This is a genomic window from Okibacterium endophyticum, from assembly GCF_054780075.1.
In genome coordinates, this window is the sequence record NZ_BAAGXA010000002.1 from 106,228 (window position 1) to 126,388 (window position 20,161).

19 protein-coding genes and 1 tRNA gene are annotated in these 20,161 nt (G+C 66.7%); 8 read left to right on the top strand and 12 right to left on the bottom strand.

Annotated elements, in window-relative coordinates; all coding sequences use genetic code 11:
• Nucleotides 1–96 precede the first annotated feature (96 nt).
• The 3 genes from ACYVF5_RS00820 to ACYVF5_RS00830 are packed head-to-tail and all read left to right on the top strand — an operon-like array spanning nucleotide 97 to nucleotide 2,563.
• Complete coding sequence (locus tag ACYVF5_RS00820) at nucleotides 97–1,362, top strand: iron-containing redox enzyme family protein (RefSeq protein ID WP_460942330.1); 1,266 nt, start codon at nucleotides 97–99, stop codon at nucleotides 1,360–1,362.
• A complete protein-coding gene (locus tag ACYVF5_RS00825) occupies nucleotides 1,359–2,339 on the top strand; it encodes a glycosyltransferase (RefSeq protein ID WP_460942332.1) in 981 nt (326 codons plus the stop codon). The genes ACYVF5_RS00820 and ACYVF5_RS00825 overlap by 4 nt, the downstream gene beginning before the upstream one ends.
• On the top strand, nucleotides 2,336–2,563 hold the full coding sequence (locus ACYVF5_RS00830; protein WP_460942334.1) for a CDGSH iron-sulfur domain-containing protein: 228 nt from the start codon (nucleotides 2,336–2,338) through the stop codon (nucleotides 2,561–2,563). Before ACYVF5_RS00825 ends, ACYVF5_RS00830 begins: the two co-directional genes overlap by 4 nt.
• Nucleotides 2,564–2,692: 129 nt before the next feature.
• Here the strand turns inward: ACYVF5_RS00830 and ACYVF5_RS00835 are convergent, their stop codons facing one another.
• From ACYVF5_RS00835 to ACYVF5_RS00870, 8 genes are all read right to left on the bottom strand, one after another.
• Complete coding sequence (locus ACYVF5_RS00835; protein WP_460942336.1) at nucleotides 2,693–3,097, bottom strand: hypothetical protein; 405 nt, start codon at nucleotides 3,095–3,097, stop codon at nucleotides 2,693–2,695.
• Between the two features lie 151 nt (nucleotides 3,098–3,248).
• Complete coding sequence (gene pknB, locus ACYVF5_RS00840) at nucleotides 3,249–4,946, bottom strand: Stk1 family PASTA domain-containing Ser/Thr kinase (protein WP_460942338.1); 1,698 nt, start codon at nucleotides 4,944–4,946, stop codon at nucleotides 3,249–3,251.
• 63 nt (nucleotides 4,947–5,009) lie between these two features.
• Nucleotides 5,010–6,734: a protein kinase domain-containing protein gene (locus tag ACYVF5_RS00845; RefSeq protein ID WP_460942340.1), complete on the bottom strand. Its 1,725-nt coding sequence runs from the start codon at nucleotides 6,732–6,734 to the stop codon at nucleotides 5,010–5,012.
• Nucleotides 6,731–8,185 (bottom strand): peptidoglycan D,D-transpeptidase FtsI family protein, encoded by a 1,455-nt coding sequence (locus ACYVF5_RS00850; protein ID WP_460942342.1) that lies wholly within the window; start codon nucleotides 8,183–8,185, stop codon nucleotides 6,731–6,733. The genes ACYVF5_RS00845 and ACYVF5_RS00850 overlap by 4 nt, the downstream gene beginning before the upstream one ends.
• Nucleotides 8,182–9,537, bottom strand: coding sequence for an FtsW/RodA/SpoVE family cell cycle protein (locus ACYVF5_RS00855; RefSeq protein WP_460942930.1), 1,356 nt, complete (start codon nucleotides 9,535–9,537; stop codon nucleotides 8,182–8,184). Before ACYVF5_RS00855 ends, ACYVF5_RS00850 begins: the two co-directional genes overlap by 4 nt.
• A gap of 98 nt (nucleotides 9,538–9,635) precedes the next feature.
• Complete coding sequence (locus ACYVF5_RS00860) at nucleotides 9,636–10,931, bottom strand: Stp1/IreP family PP2C-type Ser/Thr phosphatase (RefSeq protein ID WP_460942344.1); 1,296 nt, start codon at nucleotides 10,929–10,931, stop codon at nucleotides 9,636–9,638.
• 3 nt (nucleotides 10,932–10,934) lie between these two features.
• Entirely contained in the window at nucleotides 10,935–11,459 is a 525-nt protein-coding gene (locus ACYVF5_RS00865; RefSeq protein WP_460942346.1) for an FHA domain-containing protein FhaB/FipA, read from the bottom strand.
• On the bottom strand, nucleotides 11,456–12,205 hold the full coding sequence (locus ACYVF5_RS00870; protein WP_460942348.1) for an FhaA domain-containing protein: 750 nt from the start codon (nucleotides 12,203–12,205) through the stop codon (nucleotides 11,456–11,458). Before ACYVF5_RS00870 ends, ACYVF5_RS00865 begins: the two co-directional genes overlap by 4 nt.
• A gap of 379 nt (nucleotides 12,206–12,584) precedes the next feature.
• Between ACYVF5_RS00870 and ACYVF5_RS00875 the strand changes: the two genes are divergently transcribed.
• Nucleotides 12,585–12,668: transfer RNA gene (locus tag ACYVF5_RS00875), tRNA-Leu, on the top strand.
• A 51-nt stretch (nucleotides 12,669–12,719) separates the two neighbouring features.
• On the opposite strand, the gene ACYVF5_RS00880 is transcribed toward ACYVF5_RS00875, so the two are convergent.
• The 4 genes from ACYVF5_RS00880 to ACYVF5_RS00895 all read right to left on the bottom strand — a co-directional run bounded on the left by ACYVF5_RS00880 (nucleotide 12,720) and on the right by ACYVF5_RS00895 (nucleotide 16,085).
• On the bottom strand, nucleotides 12,720–14,129 hold the full coding sequence (locus tag ACYVF5_RS00880) for a hypothetical protein (RefSeq protein WP_460942350.1): 1,410 nt from the start codon (nucleotides 14,127–14,129) through the stop codon (nucleotides 12,720–12,722).
• Nucleotides 14,126–14,467, bottom strand: coding sequence for a PadR family transcriptional regulator (locus tag ACYVF5_RS00885; protein WP_460942352.1), 342 nt, complete (start codon nucleotides 14,465–14,467; stop codon nucleotides 14,126–14,128). The genes ACYVF5_RS00880 and ACYVF5_RS00885 overlap by 4 nt, the downstream gene beginning before the upstream one ends.
• An 89-nt stretch (nucleotides 14,468–14,556) precedes the next feature.
• A complete protein-coding gene (locus tag ACYVF5_RS00890; protein WP_460942354.1) occupies nucleotides 14,557–15,234 on the bottom strand; it encodes a response regulator in 678 nt (225 codons plus the stop codon).
• A complete protein-coding gene (locus ACYVF5_RS00895; protein ID WP_460942356.1) occupies nucleotides 15,231–16,085 on the bottom strand; it encodes a sensor histidine kinase in 855 nt (284 codons plus the stop codon). The genes ACYVF5_RS00890 and ACYVF5_RS00895 overlap by 4 nt, the downstream gene beginning before the upstream one ends.
• A 130-nt stretch (nucleotides 16,086–16,215) precedes the next feature.
• Between ACYVF5_RS00895 and ACYVF5_RS00900 the strand changes: the two genes are divergently transcribed.
• From ACYVF5_RS00900 to ACYVF5_RS00915, 4 genes are all read left to right on the top strand, one after another.
• Nucleotides 16,216–16,926: an ABC transporter ATP-binding protein gene (locus ACYVF5_RS00900; protein WP_460942358.1), complete on the top strand. Its 711-nt coding sequence runs from the start codon at nucleotides 16,216–16,218 to the stop codon at nucleotides 16,924–16,926.
• Nucleotides 16,923–17,711, top strand: coding sequence for an ABC transporter permease (locus ACYVF5_RS00905; RefSeq protein WP_460942360.1), 789 nt, complete (start codon nucleotides 16,923–16,925; stop codon nucleotides 17,709–17,711). Before ACYVF5_RS00900 ends, ACYVF5_RS00905 begins: the two co-directional genes overlap by 4 nt.
• A 7-nt stretch (nucleotides 17,712–17,718) precedes the next feature.
• The gene (locus tag ACYVF5_RS00910; RefSeq protein ID WP_460942362.1) at nucleotides 17,719–18,447 is read left to right on the top strand and encodes a hypothetical protein; all 729 of its coding nucleotides are present in this window, start codon (nucleotides 17,719–17,721) and stop codon (nucleotides 18,445–18,447) included.
• A 220-nt stretch (nucleotides 18,448–18,667) separates the two neighbouring features.
• Nucleotides 18,668–20,098, top strand: coding sequence for an NAD(P)/FAD-dependent oxidoreductase (locus ACYVF5_RS00915; protein ID WP_460942364.1), 1,431 nt, complete (start codon nucleotides 18,668–18,670; stop codon nucleotides 20,096–20,098).
• Nucleotides 20,099–20,161 lie beyond the last annotated feature (63 nt).

Genomic DNA, 20,161 nt, shown 5'->3' on the forward strand with positions numbered 1-20,161 from the left:
AGCACGAGCACGAGCACGAGCGCGCAGTGCGCAGCATGCCCGTGTCTCTGAGGCAAGGGGGTTGTCGCCGCGGGCAAAACCGGCACATTGTGAAGCATGACAGTGCTTTCTCCCTCTGACACCCCCGCACCACGGGCTTCTGCATCCGCAGAGGTCTCTGAATCGACACACGCTTCTGCATCGCAACAGGGGCCGCCACCGCCCGTCTCATCGCACGTCGCGCCGGCCGCGCCGCCGGTCTCATCGCAGGTCGCGTCGGCCGCGTCGCCAGCCGCGTCGCACGTCGCGCCCGCGGCACGGCTGAGCCCACGCTCCGTCGCACAGCCCTGCGCTCGCGGACCGGTGAGCTCCGCGCTTCTCGACGTGCTGAAGAACACCCCGGACGAGAGCGGTGCTCTGCTCGACCGGCTCGGCGCGCAGGTCGACCTCGTGCTGCCCACCGTCGATGACCTCGTGCACAACGACGACCTTCAGCTCGCCCTCTTCGTCCTCTATGGCCTTCACTACGGCGGTGTGCTCGACGTCGATGACGGCTGGGAGTGGAACCCCTCGCTGATTCAGCTGCGCGGCCGCATCGAGCGCGCCTATGAACAGCAGTTGCGCGCACTCGTGCGCGTGCCGCACCCGCCTGAGCCAGACGCCGAATCGGTCGCCTCTGCGCTGTTCGCCCTGACGGCCGACGACGACGGACCCAGCCTGTCTCGTTATGTGGCTCGAGAGGCCACGCGTGAGCAACTCGTGGAATTCGTTGTGCAGCGCTCGATCTATACCCTCAAAGAGGCCGATCCGCACAGCTGGGCGATCCCTCGCCTCGGCGGCAGAGCCAAGGCGGCGATGGTCGAGATCCAGTCGGACGAGTATGGCGGCGGTCGCCCAGACCGGATGCATGCAACGATCTTCGCGCGCACCGTGCGCGCTGTCGGCCTCGACGACAGCTACGGCGCCTACATCGACAACGTTCCCGCCGTGACACTGGCGTCGTTCACCATGATGTCGATGTTCGGGCTCAACCGCCGACTGCGGGGCGCCATCGCCGGCCACCTCGCCGCGTTCGAGATGACCTCGTCCGTGCCGAACCGGTTCTATGGCAACGGGTTCCGCCGGCTCGGGTTCGGCCCAGAGGTGACGGACTACTTCGACGAACACGTCGAGGCGGATGCCGTTCACGAGCAGATCGCCGGACGCGACCTCGCCGGCGGGCTGGCCGAAGACGAGCCGGAGCTTCTGCCGGACATCGTGTTCGGTGCCGCTGCGTGTCTCGCCGTCGACGGGCTCGTCTCCCGTCACATGCACGACTGCTGGTCCGAGGGCCGCTCCTCACTGCGGATGCCCCTGGCCGACCGGTCGGCGACGCGACCATGAGCACGTCGTCGCGGCCGCTGCATCCGCCCGCCCGTCTCGACGCGGAGTACGTTCTTCCCCTCGCCTGGAACGATGACATCGAACTCGACGACCTCACCGAGTACCTCGCCTGGCTGCGCGAACGCGTCGACGTCACTGTCGTCGACGGCTCGCCCGAACCCGTGTTCGCGGTGAACGAGCATCGCCTCACGCCACTCGTCAGGCACATCAGGCCGGATGCCGCTGCGGGCGCAAACGGAAAGGTCACGTCTGTGGTCACGGGGCTGCGCGTCGCGCGCCACGAGCGGGTGATCATCGCAGACGACGATGTGCGCTACGACGACGGCTCGCTCGATGCGGTGTTCACGGCGCTCGGTGCTGCCGACATCGTGCGTCCGCAGAACGTCTTCACGTCGCTGCCGTGGCATGCCCGCTTGGACACCGCGCGCACCCTCGTGAACCGGGCGTTCAGCGCGGACTATCCGGGCACGCTGGGAGTTCGGCGGTCTGCCGTTCCAGACGACGGATACGATCCGAACGTGCTGTTCGAGAACCTCGAGCTCATTCGCACGGTCATCGCCTGCGGCGGACGGGAGACGAAGGCGAACGCGGTGTTCGTGGGGCGCGTGCCGCCGACGAGCGAGCATTTCAGGAGGCAGCGGGTTCGGCAGGCATATGACAGCCGAGCCCAGCCGCTGCGATTCGTGCTCGAACTCGCACTGCTGCCGGCCCTTCTGTGGGCTCTCGCGCGGCCCAGGCGGCTGATCGCCGGTGCTGTGCTGTGCTGTGCGGTCGCCGAGCGTGGCAGGCGGCGTGACGGCGGGCGCAGCGTCTTCCCGCCGGCTGCCGCGCTCTGGGCTCCGCTCTGGGTGGCCGAGCGAGCCGTGTGCTCCTGGATTGCGCTGGGGGCCAGGATTCGCGGCGGCGTGCGATACAGGGGCACCCGCATCCGGCGCGCTGCGACGCCGATGCGCAGGCTCGAGAGGCGGTACAGATGACAACACCAGCAGAGGATGCCGGTCCAGACGTGCGCATCATGGCCTGCACAGACGGTCCGTTGCTCGTGCGCGGTGAGATCGATCTCGTCGACGCGAACGGCGAACCGATCGAGCGCCGCAGGCGTGCCGTCGCGCTCTGCCGTTGCGGGGCATCCACGATCAAGCCGTTCTGCGACGGCACGCACAAGCTCACCGGGTTCAAGACCGGCGCCGGTTCTGAGTGAGCGGGCCGGGAAGGGTTCGACGACAGCGAACCGGCGGCGGTCACAATGGAGGACGTCCGAACGAGAACTTCGTCCCCACCTGGTCCGGCGTCGAGAAGGCCATCCGCTCGGCGATGCCCGCCCAGGGCGTCAGATGACCTTGCCCTCGTTCTCTGGGGTCATCAGGGGCGCGGCCGTCTGGGGAGTCAGGGCGAGGACGATCGCGAGTGCGCCACTCGTGATCTGGGCGCCGATATCGAAATCGGTGAGGCCCGTCGGCAAGAGGCCGAACGCCGTGCGGTCGCCGGAGAGGCCGATGAGTGCGAGAAGCACCATGATGCCGCCGACGCCGATGAGCACCACACGAAGAGGCGCAGACGACGTGCCTTCCCTGAGGCCGACAGCGAGGAGCGCGGCCGCCATCGCCAGGTAGAGCAGGTCGATCATGATGTCCACATTGAACATCGCGAGAAAATGGGTGCCCTCGATGAAGAGCCCGCCGAGCCCGTGCATGGCGAACACGATGCCGAGGATCAGCGCATATGGTCTGCCCACCACGAACCTCCCTGTTGTGCGTGCTGCGTTTGTGCGCGTGCTGCGTTCACGCACCGCTCCTCGGAGCAAACCAGAAAGCACAGGGGGTATCGAGGGGGTTGACAGAATCGGGCCCACACGGGACCGGCCTCAGCACTGCTGGCCGAGCGCGTCAGCCGGAGCAGTAACCGAGCTGGATCGTGGACTTCTGCGGCACGTCACCCGGTGCGAGCGACTGCGTCACGACGGGGTTCCCTGCGGCGGACGCACAGTTGGGGTCCGGCACCGGTTCCACGATGAGGCCCACGTCATCCGCCTGCATCATCTGTGTTGCGACCTCGAGGCTCTGCCCACGGACGTCTCTGATCGTCACAAGACCGCTCGAGGCGATCAGGTTGACCGTGGTGCTCTCAGCGACCTCGGTGCCGGCCTCGGGGTCGCTGTCCATCACGGTGTCCGCAGGAACGTCAGGGGAGTTCTGTGTGGTGATCGACCCGAGCCTGAGCCCTGACGCCTCGATATCCGTCGTCGCCTGCGCGGTGGTCTTGTTCGTCACGTCCGGAACGGCGACGGTCTTCGCGCCGGACGAGACGATCACCCTGATGGTCTCTTTGGGTTCGACGACGACGCCCGACGCCGGTTCCGTTCTGACAACGGACCCTTCGTCGACGGTGTTGCTCTCTTCGGTGGCGATGCTCGGCACCAGGTCGAGCCCCACAAGCGTGTCTTCTGCGCTCGCCTGTGTGACCCCAACGAGATTGGGAACGGTCACCGTGTCTGTCGGCAGATTCGGTGTTGTGGGCAGCGAGAGCACCCAGATGAGCACGGCGACCATCACGACGGCGACAGAGGCGATCGCCGCCCAGATCCAGACAACCGGGGGCCGGCGCTGCGTGCGCACCGACGAGTCGTCACTCGTCAGCTGCCTGAGCGCCTGCTCTGTGGTGTTCGACGGACTGGGCGTCTCACCGAACAGCACGGTCGCGGGGTCGTCTTTCCGCTTGTGCACGGGAACCTTGCCCGCCCCCGCCAGGTCGAGTTCTTCACGGAACTCCGCCGCAGACTGGTAACGTTCGGCACGATCTTTTGTGAGCGCACGGCGCACCACCAGATCGAGAGCGGGTGAGACGCTCGGGTTGAGCGACGAGGGCTTCACAGCGATCTCGCTCACGTGCTGGTAGGCAACGGCCACAGCCGTGTCCCCCCGAAACGGCGCACGCCCGGCGAGCAGCTCGAAGAGCACAACACCCGTCGAATAGAGATCGGTGCGGGCGTCGACGGTCTCGCCCTTTGCCTGCTCGGGAGAGAAATACGAAGCGGTGCCGAGGATGGCCGTGGTCTGCGCAACCGTCGACGACGAGTCTGACACCGCTCGTGCGATCCCGAAGTCCATCACCTTGACGGCATCGCTTTCGGTGAGCATAACGTTGCCTGGCTTGATATCGCGGTGCACCACCCCGGCACGGTGGGAGTACTCGAGAGCGGTCAGGATGCCGCCGACGATCGCAACAGCGCGACCCGGATCGAGAGGGCCGTGTGCGATCAGCGACTTGAGGGTGCGTCCCTCGACGTATTCCATGATGATGAACGGCTCGCGGGTGATGCGGCCGTCGTTGTGCTTGATCGACTCTTCACCGGCGTCGTACACCCGAACGATTGCGGGGTTGGACATGCGTGAGGCCGCCTGCGCCTCTTGCCTGAAGCGTGTGCGGAAAGTCGGATCGGCGGCGAGATCCGCCTTCAGGATCTTGATGGCGACGGTGCGGCCGAGCGTGGTGTCGGTGCCGCGATACACATTGGCCATGCCCCCACGGCCAATGAGGTCACCGACGAGATAGCGCCCGGCGAGCAGGCGTTTGTCGTCAGCCACGTGTTTGTTCTCCTTCTGCCCCCGAGCGATGCTGCTCTGCTCAAGCTTAGCGACCGAAACTGATCAGTCCTCGGTGCCAGGCGGGGGCGTGGTGGCGCCGCCACTCGGGGCAGCCTCGATGTCTCCGGTGTATGAGGGAGAGGCACCGGATTCGCTGTCGTTGCAGAAAACCGAGTAGTGCGCCTCGAACGGCCCTGCCGTGCCGAGCTTGACCTGCGCGGTGTTCGTGCTGACCGCACCGCCAGGGGCGTTGATCACCTCACCGCCAGACACGCTGATGCGGTAGCCGAGCACCTGCATGCCGGCCGGGCACTGGGTGAATGCCGGCCAGGTCACTGTCACCGTCGCGCCGGCCACCAGCTGATCGCCCTGCACGGTCGGCGCTGTGCTGGGTGTGGGGATCTGCGCCACTTCTGTGTAGACGCTCAGCGTGACGACGGTGCCCTCGTTCAGGTTGCCAACGGGGTTCACGTCATAGACGGTGCCGACCTGTTCGGGCGAGGGTGCTGCGTTGCCGTTGTGGCGTTCCGCGGCGAGCCCCATCTGAGTGAGCAGCGCGGCGGCCTCGTCATAGCTCTTGCCCAGGAAATCCGCTTCATTGACCGAAACCAGCGTGGAGGTGGGCTCCGGTTCCTCTGTGGGTGTGTTCGTCGGCGTCGACGCGGTTCGCGTCGCAGAGGCGGATGTCTCGGGAGCGTCGCCCCCGTTGCCCTGGTTCACGAGCGCGATGATCGTTCCCGCGAGCACAAGAAGCAGGATGGCGACGAGAGCGATGAGAGGCCACGTCCACGGGTTGCGCTTCTTCTTCTCACCGTCTTCCTCTTGCTCGGGAACGGGAGCCGTTGTGGTCGGTGGTTCGCCCGCGCCGAGGAGTGTCGTCACGGCGTCGTCCGAGCCGGAGGCCATCACGGTGGTCGCGGCGGTGAGACCGCCGGCGATCGCCGGGACCGCCGCCGTGGCCGCAGCGACATCGCCGCGACGAAGCGCTTCTGCCGCACGGGCGACGTGTGCCGTCGACGAGGGGCGGTCGGATGGCTTCTTGGCGATCATCGACAGCACGAGGGCGCGCACCGGTTCAGGCACCGTCGCCGGCAGATCGGGCGGCATCTCGTTGATCTGCGCCATGGCGATGGCCACCTGCGACTCACCCGTGAACGGGCGCTTGCCTGCGAGGCTCTCATAGGCGACGATGCCGAGCGAGTAGATGTCGGTGGCGGGCGACGCCGGGTGGCCGGAGGCCTGTTCCGGAGAGAGGTACTGCACGGTTCCCATCACCTGGCCGGTCGCCGTGAGGGGAACCTGATCGGCGATGCGGGCGATGCCGAAGTCGGTGATCTTGACGCGGTTGTCGGGGGTGATGAGCAGGTTGCCGGGTTTGATGTCGCGGTGCACGAGCCCTGCCGCGTGCGCGGCCTGCAGTGCGCGAGCGGTCTGGGCGACGATGTCGAGCACACGATCGGTCGGCAGCACCTGCTCACGTTCGAGCACCGTCGACAGTGCCTCACCGGGGACGAGCTCCATCACGAGGAACGCGCTGCCCTCTTCTTCGCCGTAGTCGAAGACGTTCGCGATGCCCTCGTGGTTCACCAGCGCTGCATGTCTGGCCTCTGAGCGAAAGCGCTCGAGAAAGTTCGGGTCGCCCAGGTACTCGTCCTTGAGAATCTTGATGGCGACCGTGCGGCCGATGACGAGGTCGGTGGCCTGCCACACTTCACCCATGCCGCCGATCGCGATACGGGATTCCAGCTCGTAGCGCCCCCCGAAGGTGAGCCCTGCTGTGGGTCTCATTTGTTCAGCACCGCCTCTATAACTGTTTTTGCGATCGGCGATGCAATGGCGTCGCCGTAGCTGTGGTGGCCCAAGTTCGCATCGTTCTCCACCACAACGGCGACAGCGACCTCAGGGTTTTCTGCGGGAGCGAATCCGGTGAACCAGAGTGTGTACGGGTTTGACTCACCATTCTCAGCGGTGCCGGTTTTCCCCGCCACATCCACTCCTTCTATTCTTGCATTGCTGGCCTGACCGGATTCGACGCCTGCGACCATCATGGCAGTCAGATCGAGAGCGACATCCTCGTCGAGCACCTCGCTCAACACGCTGGGCTCGTGTTGCAACAGCGGTTGCAGGTTGCTGCCGATGACCTCGTCGACGAGTGTGGGCTGCATCAGCGTTCCGCCATTCGCGATGCCGGCAGAGACGAGGGCCATCTGCAGCGGCGACGCTCGCACCTCCCACTGGCCGAAACCGGTGAGCCCGGTCTGCGGCTCGTCGAGCCCAGGCGGATAGATGCTCGCCTCTGTGGTGGTCGGGATGTCCATCGACTGGTTGAACCCGAACTTGTCCGCCATCTCGCGAATGGCGTCGTCACCGAGTTCCATGGCGAGTTCTGCCATGGGGATGTTGCAGCTGAGCCTGATCGCCTCTGCAAGGGTCACCGTCTCACCTGAACCGCAGGTGCCTCGCGTGAAGTTGGTCACTATCGAGTTGGTGCCTGGCAGTCGCAGCTGCGCGGGGTTCGCAAACTGGGAGTCCGGTGTGTAGTCGCCGCTCGCGAGGGCGGCGGCGGCGACAACGACCTTGAACGTGGAGCCCGGAGGGTTGAGGTCTCCGCCGATCGCACGGTTGATGAGCGGATGCAGGGGGTCTGCGTTGAGCGCCTTGTAGGTCTCGACCATCTGGGGGATGTTGTGGGTGGCGAGAACGTTCGGGTCGTACGTCGGCTTCGACACCATGGCGAGGATGCGCCCGGTGGACGGCTCGATCGCGACCACCGCACCCTGAAGGTCGCCGAGGGCATCCCATGCCGCCTGCTGCACGACCGGGTCGATCGTCAGCTCGACGGCCGCGCCCTTCGGCGGCTGGCCGGCGATGATGCGGTTGATCGTGTCGAAGAACTGCGAGTTGCTCGAGCCGGAGAGGTACTCGTTCATCGACTGCTCGATGCCCATCGAGCCCTGCGTCGGGTTGTAGTACCCCGTCACCGCGGCATAGAGCTCACCAAGCGGGTATTCGCGTTGAAAGACGAATTCATCACCCGTCGGCACGGACTGGGCGATCACCTGGCCGTCTGCGAGAATCGCACCGCGTTCGGTGTCGTAGCTCTGATAGAGCGCACGGGTGTTGCGTGCGTCGCCGATGAGGGCGTCAGCCTGCACCACCTGGATGATCGTCGTCGACCCGAACAGGGCGAGGAACATCGCCAGCACAACGAAGCCGACGCGTTTCAGTTCTTTGTTCACGTTGTATTCACCGCCGATGTGTTCTGGGGTGCCGCCCTGACGCTGTCGCTCGCACGCATGAGCAGGGCGACGATGATCCAGTTCGCGACCAGGGAGGACCCGCCGGCCGCGAGGAAGGGGGTCGTCAGGCCTGTGAGCGGGATCACCCGGGTGACACCACCGACCATGATGAAGACCTGCAGGGCAACGGTGATGGCGAGCCCCACGGCGAGCAGCTTCGAGAAGTCGTCTTGGCTGGCGAAGCCGATGCGCAGTCCACGTGAGACGAACAGCAGGTAGAGCGCGAGGATGGCGAACAGGCCGGCGAGACCGAGTTCCTCGCCGAGGCTCGCCACGATGTAGTCGCTCTCGGCCAGAGCGGTGAGTTCGGGCCGGCCCTGTCCGAGGCCCGTCCCGATGAGTCCGCCCTGAGCCAGGCCGAACAGGCCTTGCACAAGCTGCCAACTCCCGCCCTGGGCTTCGTACACGGCAGGATTAAAGGGATCCAGCCAGTTCTCGAAGCGGCCCTGCACATAGGTGAGGGTGCGGCTGGCGAAGAACGCTCCCGCGCCGAACAGCAGGATCCCCATGATGACCCAGCTGAGGCGCCCCGTCGACATGTAGAGCATCACGAGGAACATGCCGAAGTACAGCAGCGCCGTGCCGAGGTCGCGCTGGAAGACGATGATCGCCATCGCGAAGGCCCAGACCACCAGGATCGGGCCGAGGTCGCGCAGACGGGGGAACTGCATTCCGAGGAACTTCTTGCCGACCATCGAAAGGCTGTCCCTGGTGCGCACGAGGTAACCGGCGAAGAACACGGCAAGAGCGATCTTGGCGATCTCGCCGGGTTGGAAGCTTCCGATGCCGGGGAGGCTGATCCACACCTGCGCACCGACATCCTGTCTGGCCAGTCCTGGCACGAACGGCAGCAGCAGCAGCACGAACGCGAACAGCCCGAACAGGTAGGTGTAGCGGAAGAGCAGGCGATGGTTGCGTATGAGGACGATGACGGCGATGGCGGCCACCACGGCGATGGCGCTCCAGGCGATCTGCCTGGTCGAGAATGCCTCCCAGCCGCTGTCGCCCTCCGCGAGGTCGATGCGGTAGATCTCGGCGATGCCGAGACCGTTGAGGAGTGTCGCGATCGGCAGCAGCAGCGGATCCGCCTGCGGGGCCACGTATCTCAGGCAGATGTGAAGGCCGATGACGAGCACAGAGAGTGCCGCGCCGAGATACACGAGATTGAGGTCGACGTGGCCGAGCGCGCCGAGTTGCACGAGCAGAATCGCGCTCGCGTTGATGGCGCACGCGAAGATGAGCAACGCGAGCTCACGGTTGCGGAGCTTCTGCGGCAGGCGCAGCTTCTTCATGGTGCGGATGACAGCGGTGTCCGCTTTGAACTCCGGCTGGGGACGGCTCACGTCCACAACGCGACCTCCGACCGCAGCCGTCTTCCTGGGCTCTGACATCATTCACCGCCCCCGGGCTCGCCGGTGTTCCCGGTGTCGCCGTTCTCGCTCTCGTCGATGGACGTCGTGCGCAGGCTCGCGACGATCCGCTCGGCATCGCTGAGCGACTCTGCGCTGATGGTGTTCTCGACCTGCTGACGCTGATAGGTGGACAAGAGCGACAGCGGAATACCTGTGTCCTCGTGCTCCTGCGACAGTTCGAACGGGCCGATGTTCTGCTGGATGCCCTGGTAGATGACAACCGTGTCCTCGTCGGCGCCGACGAAGTACCTGGTCTGCGTCCAGGCGTAACCGAGGATGCCGATGAGCACAACGCCCATCACCACGGCGATCGCGCCGACGAGCCAGGTGAGCCGGCGGCGTCTCGCGCGTCTGGCATCCTCTTCGATCAACTCGTCGAGGTAGTCGTCGGATTCGGGTTCGAAGTGCGAGGGGCCGGTCGACGTCACCCGGCCCGGGTGCAGACGAAGGCCGGGGAGCAAGCCGGTGCGTCTGGGAGCCTGCGGTTGGAGGGCGAGCGGACGAGAGGCCGAGCCGACGGTGACCGGGGCAGCGGCCGTCGCAGAGCGGTCGGCTCCCATGTCGCAGACGACGACGGTGACGTTGTCTGGCGCACCACCGGAGAGGCTCTTTCGGACCAGAAGCTCGGCGGCGCGCTGTGCGGGGATCTGCTGGGCGAGGATGTCGCGGATGTCGTCGGCGTCGACGACGCCGGAGAGGCCGTCTGAGCAGATCATCCATCTGTCGCCCGGCTGTGTGCCCATCACCATCGTGTCGACCTCTGGCGACGAGTCGACATCGCCGAGCACACGCATCAGCACCGACCGCCTGGGGTGGACCATCGCTTCTTCAGGGGTGATGCGGCCGGAGTCGACGAGGCGCTGCACGAAGGTGTGATCGGTTGTGATCTGACTGAGCTCGCCCTCGCGCAGCAGGTAGATACGCGAGTCGCCGATGTGCGCGATGGCGACCTCGTCACCCACGACAGCGATGGCATCCACTGTTGTGCCCATTCCGGTGAGCTCGGGATGCTCGAACACAGTCTCGGTGAGCTCGCTGTTCGCGCCGATCACCGCACTCTGCAGGGCGCGAAGGGCATCTTGCGGAGAATCGTATTCGGCGTCCGCCTCGATCAGGCGCTGCACGGCGATCGCCGATGCGACGTCACCGCCAGCGTGGCCCCCCATGCCGTCTGCGACCACGAACAGATGGGTTCCGGCATAACCGGAGTCCTGGTTGTTCGACCTGATCTTCCCGACATGGGAGATGGCCGCGCTGTCGCTCGCTTGTGCCATCACCTACCGCCGCAGCTCGAAACTGGTCGCACCGATTTTGATCGGAGTGCCGAGGTGAACCTGCGTCGGAGAACTGATGCGTTTGCCTGCCAGATAGGTGCCGTTCGTGGAGTCGAGGTCCTGGATCATCCACTCGTCGTTCCAGAGCAGCAGGCGTGCGTGGTGGGTCGACGTGTAATCGTCTTTGATCACGAGCCCTGAATCGTTCGCACGGCCGATAGTGAGCGGATCGCGTCCGAGACTGACCTCGAGACCTTCCTTCGGTCCCGATGTGATCACCAGCCGTGACGTGTTGTGGACCGTCGCCTTCTCGTGCCTGCCTGCCGCGGGCGGCGGCGCAGGGGCGGGCTTCCTCGCCGGTGCTGCCGCTTTCGAGGGGGCGCCCTTTCTGGCATCCGCCGGTGTTCTGCGAGGCGTCTGGCCGAACATGTCGCTTCGGAGCGCGTAGATCACGGCGAAGACGAAGAACCAGAGCAGAAGCAGAAAGCCGATGCGCAGGATCAGAAAGGTGAGCTCACTCTCGATCACGTTCGGGGCCCCCAGAAACCGTCGCCGACATCGTCTGCCGAGAACGCCGTGGTGGCGTCGTCGACGGCGGGCTGCGCGGCAGCCTGTTGAGCAAGCACTCGGAACACAATACGCGTCCGGCCGATCTGCACAACCGAGTCGGGCTCGAGGGCGGCCTGCTGGATGCGCCTCCCGTTGAGCTCTGACCCGTTCGTGGAGCCGAGGTCGCGGACCTGGGCGCGCTCGCCGTCCCAGAGGATCTCGACGTGCTTTCGGCTCGTGCCCGAGTCGTCGATGGTGATGTCGGCGTCGCTGCCCCTGCCGATCACCGTGCGGCTTTTGGTGATGCGGTGGCGCTTGCCGTCGATGTCGACGGCCGGCGTCCAGGACACCTGTCCTTTGACGTTCGTCGAGTCGATCTGCATCATGCCGTCACTGAGGCCCTCGTCCGGCCTGAGCCGGATGCGCACCCCGCCGGCGAACTGGTAGCCCTGCTGCTTGGCGTGCTTCTGCACAACTGTTGTCAGCTCGTCGATGAGCGCGGGACCGATTCCGGACATCCGCTCGTGGTCCTTCTGCGACATCCGCACCGTGAACTCGTTCGGGGCCAGGATGCGGTCGCGGGTCACGACGGCGGCACGGGTGTCGAGCTCACGCTTGAGGCCGCTCGAGATCTCGACCGGCTGCAACCCCGAACGGAAAGTCTTCGCAAACGCACCGTTCACGGCGCGCTCGAGACCTTTCTCGAAGTTATCCAGTATGCCCACGACTCTCCCGATCAGGTTCAGTTGGCTATGCACATGTTAGTAGGAGGTACTCGGGATCCGCCTGAGACCCTGCTGGCGCCGTGGTGCGGGCCCTGCGCCGGTCGAGCTCGTCGAGACCCGCGGTGTTCGAGACCCGAGGGGCTCGGTGCTCGGGACGGATGGTTTCGACACGGTCCGGCCTCGCTTCGCTCGGTCGCGCCCGCTCAACCATCGGGGGTTCGGCCGGGCCGCTCGATCAGCGGGGATGCCACCACAGCGACAGATTCGACCGGGTCACGTGCACCCCATTCGCGTACATGGCCGCCGGGTTTCGTTCCACCCCTGTGCTCGTGCTAATCTCACTGGGTTGACACGTGTGTTTGCCGCGTGTCAGTGGCTCGCGCGAGTGGCGGAATTGGCAGACGCGCTGGCTTCAGGTGCCAGTGTCCTTACGGACGTGGGGGTTCAAGTCCCCCCTCGCGCACAGTAATCGCACAGCAACGCTGTCCCTGGCGACATCGTGCCGCTTCATCCGTCACTTAAGCACGTTATGGGGCGCCAAAGCGTGCTTAAGTGACGGCCGAACCGCCGAAGCTGCGGAGAATCTGGCCTGCAGCCCGGGTCGTGGGTTTCGGGGTGCCCAAACGACGAAAGCCACGGCGAGCACGGGGATGGCGAACGACAGCATCGGGGCGATGAGCATCCCGAGGAATGCTGCGTATCCGATCCCGATGAGCACGCCCGCGGCAGCTCGGATACGGGCGGGTGCGCTAAGTCGCGGGATGATCCACCAAGCGATCGCCGTTCCGCCCAGGATTGCTCCGACAGCTGTGGCAGGGGCCATGTCTTCCCACTCGGGTGCGTTCAGGTAGGCGACGGCCTCGGCTGCGAACGAGAGGAGGACCAGGAGCAGCGGCCCCCAGGCATGGGCGGGGTGACGGGACGTGCGGGCAGTGACGAGAACACCAGTTCCGGCGAGTAACGGCAGTGCCGAGACGAGCGCGATAGTGATGCCCTGTCCCATAACGGCTGTTCCGTCCGGACCACCGGGAAACCACGATGTGCCCGTCAGCGCATACACAACTCCCACCGTGCTGGTGACGGCGGATATCAAGGCCAGGCCTCGCGCGAGGCTCTGTGTCCGCCGCGGAACGACGGCGATAGAGGCAGCCACTGGGGGGACGACCGGCGGTGCTGGTTGTTCGCGGCGGATTGTGGCGAGTGCGAGCAGCGTGACACCGGTGGCGACGAGCGCAGCGATGTAGGGTGAGATCGGCTGGATACCGATCAACGGTGCGAGCACGATGCCCGCGAGAGCCGCCAGTATCACGCAAACGATGCGCCGCAGTCGAGATTGGCGGAGTAAGCCGTCTACGAGCACGGCGATCGCCGTGGCACCCAGGGCCCAGGATGCGAGGAACAGCCATGGCCAGACCGTCGCTATCCCCGTTGTCGGGAGACCCTCGTCCGCGGCGTTGAACCCTGCACTCCAGGAGAGCGCAGTGACTGCGCTGCCTCCCACGGCCAACAATGACAGTGAGAGCACCGCGATCACACGCGGTTCAGACAACAGGCCCCTGTGTCGTATCAACGACGCCGCCCCGAGCACAGCCAGTCCAGGACAGATCGCGGTCGTGAGCACAGGAAGCACCCAGCCCAATCCCGCCGTTGCCATCGGGGCAACGGCCCAGACGGTGATAATCCCGGCTAGGGCGGCTGCGAGCATTGCGATAAGCGCTGACCGGAGCGCCACCTGCGCTGTCAGCCGCGTGGCCAGACCGTGAAGGGCCGCGGAGAAGCGTTCGGACGGTGTCGGAGCAGTTCGACCGTTGCGCTCGGCCTCGTCGAGCATCGCACCCAGCAACACGTCGCCGTTACGCTCGCGCCATGCGCGCGGATACCACCGCAGCAGACGCCGAAACCGCCCCTCCTGCACCATGCTCACACCACCATCGCACGAGACGGTACGAATGCCGCTTTGCCGGCCGCTAGACGACTGCGGGCTACGAGCGCGGAACGTTCCAGCAGCTCGACCTCGTCCGCCAGCTTCCCAGACCCGACATCGGTGATCCGGTAATACCGGCGAGCACGACCATTAACAACCTCTTCGCCAGCTGCACGGATCAGCCCGTCGCGCTCAAGCCGCTCAAGCGCCGCATACAGTGTCGTGACCTTCAACACAACCCGCTCTCCTGACGCCGTGGCTGTCTCGCGCATGATCTCGTACCCGTGCCTACGCCCGCCCGCGAGGGCGGTGAGGATCCAGAATGTCGGTTGCGGCATCGAAGAACTCATAGGACAAGTTATATACCCGTTTGTGGAGTATTTCAACTGTTCGGGATACCCACAGGAGCAGAAGGCTGAACGGAGAATCAAGCGGGTGCGACGAGCCCGGCTTCGTAGGCGGTGACGACGAGTTGGGCGCGATCTCGGGCGTGGAGCTTGGCGAGAAGACTGCCGATGTGGCTTTTGACGGTCTTGATCGAGATGCTGAGAGCTGCGGCGATCTCAGTGTTGGACAGGCCGCGTGCGACGAGGGTGAGCACCTCGGTCTCCCGCTCCGTGAGCGCGTCGAGACTCCGGGCCGGTGGAGCCGTCGGCCGGTCGACGTAGTGCGCGACGAGCCGCGTCAGGATCGCTGGCGCGAACAGCGACTCGCCGTCATGGGTGCGGCGGATCGCATCGAGAAGCTGGTCTGGGTGTGCGTCTTTGAGGAGGAAGCCGCTGGCTCCGGCGCGGAGCGCCCCGTAGACGTACTCGTCGAGTTCGAACATGCTGAGCACAAGCACCCGACACCCGGACAGCGCCGGGTCGAGAGTGATGCCGCTGGTGGCGTCGATACCGTTGCCACCGGGCATCCGGATGTCCATGAGGATCACGTCGGGGGCGAGTTCGCGGGCGAGTCTCACGGCGTCGTGACCCGTGGCGGCTTCGCCGACGATGGCGAGGTCCGGGGTGCCGTCGATGAGGATGGCGAGACTGCGGCGCAGCAGGGGCTGGTCGTCGGCGATGAGCACGCGGATCGTCGACGGAGGCGATTCCGCGGTCACGGTTGCTTCCGATCGGGGATGCGGGCGACGAGCCGGAAGCCGTGCTTCTCCGGCTCGGCGTGAAGGGTGCCGCCGAGGGCGGTGACGCGCTCGCGCAGCCCGTCGAGGCCGTGGCCCGCTCCCGGTTGCGGCTGCCATGACTCGCGCGGCCCGGCATCCTGAACGTCCACGACGATCACGTCCCCGTTGCGCTGCAGCCCGATGCTCGCCCTGGTGGGCCCCGCATGCCGAATGGTGTTGTTCAGCGCTTCGCGGACGACGATGCAGACGGTGAGCTGCACGCCGGGTGACACCTCGCCCAGGTCGTCGATCCCGATGGCGGCCGTGAGCCCGGCGGTGTTCGCGGCCTGCACGATCCCGGGGAGGTCGTCGAGAGTGTCGGCCGGGCGCAGCGGCGCCGCACCAGGGGCACGGAGCACAGCGAGCATACGACGCAACTCGGTTGTGGTCTCGCGGCTGACGTGCTCGATGTCGGCCAGGGCGGCCGCCCGTTCGGTCTCTCCGTCCGGTCCGGTCCTCCTCCTGGCGACAGCGGCCCGGACGGTGATGAGCCCGAGGCCGTGTGAGACCAGATCGTGCAGGTCGCCGGCGATCCGCAGGCGCTCGGCCTGGGTGGCTCGCTCAGATGCCCACGTCGCCAAGTCCTCTTCATACTGCCGGCGTTGCGTTCGTGTGCGCGCGAGCGCCCAGCTCAACACCGAGACGGCGACGGTGGCGGCCACGGCCACAGCGCCCCACACCGCGGGCGGGTTGTCGACGCCGACGACTGCGAGGGCGAGTGCCAGTGCGAACAGCACCGTCGCGGCGATGAGCCACGCGCGTGAACGCCACGTGGGCCGGCCGGTCTCCATCTCTTGAGTCTAGGTTTCGCCGCTGACGGGTGCATCGGACCTGGGTCTGACGGACCAGAGACGGAGCGTGCCGCGAAGGACCGGGCCCAGGTCCGATGACCGGCCGTCGATCTTCGGCTGAGATGGGGGGATGCTCTCGATAGACTCCCTGACCAAACGCCACGGATCTCGCACCGTGCTCACTGACGTGACCTTCCACGCGCTCCCCGGCCGGGTGACGGGGTTTCTCGGCCCGAACGGCGCGGGCAAATCCTCGACCCTGCGCATCCTGCTCGGTCTGGACCGGCCCACCGGCGGCAGCGCCTTGGTGGACGGGCGACCGTACCGGAGCCTGCGCGACCCGCTGCGCAGTGTCGGGTCCATGCTCGACGGCTCTGGCGCGCACCGTTCGCGCACGGCGCGCAACCACCTCGCCTGGGTCGCCCGCAGCAACGGCATCCCGAAACGCCGCGTCGATGAAGCGCTCGACGAGGTGGGCCTCTCCGACGCGGCGCGCACCCGCGTCGGCCGGTTCTCGCTCGGCATGGGGCAGCGACTCGGCCTCGCCGCCGCGCTGTTGGGTGAACCGGCCGCGCTCGTGCTCGACGAGCCCGTGAACGGGCTCGATCCCGAGGGCATCCGGTGGATACGCGGCCTGCTGCGCGGTCACGCGGATGCCGGCGGTACCGTCCTGTTGTCCAGCCACCTGATGACGGAGGTCGCCGAGATCGCCGACGACCTGGTGGTCATCGCGGGCGGTCGCGTCGTCGCCTCCGGACCGGTGGCCGAGGTCACCGCAGGATACGCGACGCTCGAGGACGCCTTCTTCGGCCTCACCGGTGCTCAGGGGTCGGTGCGATGAGCTTCGCGAACACCCTTCGCGCGGAGCTGCGCAAGACCGCAACCCTGCCCGCGGCCTGGGCTGGTGTCGCGGTGGCGCTGCTCGGAGGCGTGGGGATCACCGTGCTGAACGCTCTCAGCGTCCGAAGCGCCGTGACCTCAGGGCGAACGGAGATGCTCGCCGACACCTCTCCGTTCGAGGCGGGATTCGCCGCGATGCCGATCATCGGCGTCGTCGGTGCTGTTGTGATCGGCGTCATCGTGATCGGCAGCGAGTACACGTCCGGCCGGGCCGAGGCGGGGGGCGGGCGGCAGATCACCACCACGCTGGTCGCGAACCCGCACCGCACGGCCCTGTTCGCCGCCAAGGCGCTCATCGTGCTCCTGTTCGTCGCCGTCACCGCCGCGGTCACCATTCCCGGCAGCGTCGGCCTCGCCCACACGATCATCGGCGACGCCGGCACCGAGACCGTCGCCCTCGATGAGGCACTCGCCCGCTCGTTCGGCACCGCTCTCTACTGGGCACTGATGGGACTCATCGCCTTCTCGATCACCGTGCTGACCCGCAGCGGCATCATTCCGCTCATCGTGTTGATCGCGAACAGCTCGCTCGTGTCGTTCTCGCTGCTGCTGACCAACCTCACGCCGCTCGCACACTGGCTGCCCGATATGGCAGGCCGTCGTCTGTTCGGCATCAACACCGTCGACGGCGGACTGGAGGCCGTGCCCGGCGCCCTCGTTATGGGCGGCTGGACACTCGTGCTGCTCACCGTCGCCGCCGTGGTGTTCCGCCGACGGGATGCCTGAGCCGGTCATGCGCCTCTGGAATGTTCTCGCCGCTGAGCTGTCCAAGCTCCGCACCCTGCCCGTCGCGGTCCTCGCGGCGGTCGGCACCGTTCTGGTCGGTGCTCTGATCGCCGTCGCGCTCGCCGCGAACGCCGCCGAGCGCGACGTGCCGGCATCGGCAGCGGCCGTCGCGCTCGAGGCTGTACCCTTCGCGCAGGCGGGGATCATCCTGCTCGGCATCCTGCCCGCCGCTCACGAGTACCCCGGGGGCCAGATCCGCACCAGCCTCGCCGCGGTGCCGAACCGGGCGCTGCTCGCCGGCGGGAAGGCCATTGCGGCGTTGCTCGCGGTCACCGCCACCGCGGTCGCCACGGTCGGGGCGAGCCTGGTCGCCGCCATGGCCACACAGCATCTGCTCCACGTCTCTTCTGACACAGGCGGCTGGCAGCCGTGGACGCTCGCCGGGGCCGCGGTCTACCTCGCGCTCATCGGCATGCTCACGCATGCCGTCGCGGTGCTGGTTCGTCATCTGGTCCCCGCGCTCGTCGGGATGCTCGCCGCCCTGCTCATCGTGCCCCCGATCCTGGGCGCCGTCACCGAGCACGCCCGCTGGCTCCCCGATCGGGCCGGTGGCCTGCTCTACCTCCCAGACACCGACACGGTGCTCACCCCGTGGACCGGAACGCTCGTCCTGCTCGCCTGGATCATCGTGACCGCCGCGGCAGGCATTGCAGCCTTTGTGGTTCGCGACGCGTGACACCCTGCCGCGGGATGCGGAGTACCGGTCTCGGGAGACGACGACGAGCTCGCTTCGACAGCTCGTGGAACCATCTGTAGCGGTCTCTTGACGCACGCCGCTCCCGAATGGCGTTCCGTCAGTCAGAAACCAGCGCGATGCACACACCTGTTCCGCAAGAATGTAGGCAGGTTTGACGTCCGCGAGCGCGATGCCAGCGGCGCCCCGACGTGAGGACACCATGAGTACTGGGCCGGCATACGGGCACACCATCCGGGCACCCCTGGGGGTAATCGACGGGTCATTGGCGGATGCCAGCACAACGCCGTTCTGGTTGGACGACCCCACACGTCCCGAACCGCGTCCGGCACTGGTCGGCGAGGTGGATGCTGATCTCGTTGTGGTCGGGGGAGGCTTCTGCGGTCTGTGGACGGCCCTGCGAGCGAAGGAGCGAGATCCCGGTCGCACGGTGGTCCTCCTCGAAGCGAAGCGGGTCGGGTGGGCGGCGAGCGGGCGCAACGGAGGTTTTGTCGAAGAGACGCTCACGCACGGGCGGGAGAACGGCGAGCTGCACTTCGCCGAAGAGCTCCCCGTCATCGAGCGACTCGCGGCGAAGAACTTCGCCGACTTCGCCGAGTCCCTCCGCGCGTACGGGATCGACGCCGAGTGGGAAGAGACGGGGATGCTCACCGTCGCGACCGAGCCCCACCAGGTCGACTGGTTGAAGGAGGAGGCAGAGACCGATCCGTCGGCTGCGCTTCTCGTCGGGTCCGAGCTGCGGGCCAAGGGCGACTCACCCCTGTATCGAGCGGGCCTGTTCAGCGAGAGCGGCACGGGGTACGTCAACCCCGCGAAACTCGCCTGGGGGTTGGCCGCGGCAGCGGAGCGTCTGGGCGTGGTGATCCATGAGCACACCGCGGCGATCGGCCTCCACGCGCCGCGCTCCGGACGCGTGACCGTGCGCACGGCAGGCGGCTCCGTCCGCGCCAGGCGGGTGGCTCTGGCCACAAACGTGTTCCCGTCGCTTCTTCCCGCGATGCGTCTGTTCACGGTGCCGGTCTACGACTATGCGATCGTCACCGAACCGTTGACGGCACAGCAGTTGAGTGCGATCGGCTGGACAGACCGCCATGGGATCACCGATTCGTCGCGGGAGTTCCATTACTACCGCAAGACCAGCGACGACAGGATTCTCTTCGGCGGGTACGACGCCGTGTACCACCGTGGCAGGAAGGTGAAGTCCGCACAGGATCAGAGGCCGGAGACCTTCCATCGTCTCGCGGATCATTTGCTCCTGACGTTCCCCCAGCTGGAGGGCGTGCGATTCACACACGCCTGGGGCGGCGCGATCGACATGTCCACCCAGCTGGTGGCGTTCCACGGCACGGCCAAGGGGGGCCGGGTCGCCTACAGCGCCGGGTACACCGGTCTCGGGGTCGCGGCCACCCGGTTCGGCGCTGACGTTATGCTCGACCTGCTCGAGGGGGCGGACACCGAACGAACACGGCTCAAGATGTCGCGGCGTCTTCCCGTTCCGATCCCGCCCGAGCCGATCGCGTATCCCCTGATTCAGCTGATGCGCCGGGCTGTCGCGAAATCGGACCGCAACGGCGGCAAAGACGGGCCGCTCCTCAAGCTCGCCGGCCTGTTCGGCGTCGGCTTCGACTCGTGATCGGTGTCAGGCAGGCCGCCGCACGCTCGTGAACCCTCCTGGGTTGCCGGGCGAGGCGGCGGC

What these genes read in the sequence shown, in the direction of transcription:
- ACYVF5_RS00915 (WP_460942364.1), top strand. Translation starts at nt 18,668, where the DNA reads ATGAGTACTGGGCCGGCATACGGGCACACCATCCGGGCACCCCTGGGG.
- ACYVF5_RS00825 (WP_460942332.1), top strand. Translation starts at nt 1,359, where the DNA reads ATGAGCACGTCGTCGCGGCCGCTGCATCCGCCCGCCCGTCTCGACGCG.
- ACYVF5_RS00860 (WP_460942344.1), bottom strand. Translation starts at nt 10,931, where the DNA reads ATGGCACAAGCGAGCGACAGCGCGGCCATCTCCCATGTCGGGAAGATC.
- ACYVF5_RS00855 (WP_460942930.1), bottom strand. Translation starts at nt 9,537, where the DNA reads ATGAAGAAGCTGCGCCTGCCGCAGAAGCTCCGCAACCGTGAGCTCGCG.
- ACYVF5_RS00885 (WP_460942352.1), bottom strand. Translation starts at nt 14,467, where the DNA reads ATGCCGCAACCGACATTCTGGATCCTCACCGCCCTCGCGGGCGGGCGT.
- ACYVF5_RS00905 (WP_460942360.1), top strand. Translation starts at nt 16,923, where the DNA reads ATGAGCTTCGCGAACACCCTTCGCGCGGAGCTGCGCAAGACCGCAACC.
- ACYVF5_RS00895 (WP_460942356.1), bottom strand. Translation starts at nt 16,085, where the DNA reads ATGGAGACCGGCCGGCCCACGTGGCGTTCACGCGCGTGGCTCATCGCC.
- ACYVF5_RS00830 (WP_460942334.1), top strand. Translation starts at nt 2,336, where the DNA reads ATGACAACACCAGCAGAGGATGCCGGTCCAGACGTGCGCATCATGGCC.
- ACYVF5_RS00845 (WP_460942340.1), bottom strand. Translation starts at nt 6,734, where the DNA reads ATGAGACCCACAGCAGGGCTCACCTTCGGGGGGCGCTACGAGCTGGAA.
- ACYVF5_RS00820 (WP_460942330.1), top strand. Translation starts at nt 97, where the DNA reads ATGACAGTGCTTTCTCCCTCTGACACCCCCGCACCACGGGCTTCTGCA.
- ACYVF5_RS00910 (WP_460942362.1), top strand. Translation starts at nt 17,719, where the DNA reads ATGCGCCTCTGGAATGTTCTCGCCGCTGAGCTGTCCAAGCTCCGCACC.
- ACYVF5_RS00900 (WP_460942358.1), top strand. Translation starts at nt 16,216, where the DNA reads ATGCTCTCGATAGACTCCCTGACCAAACGCCACGGATCTCGCACCGTG.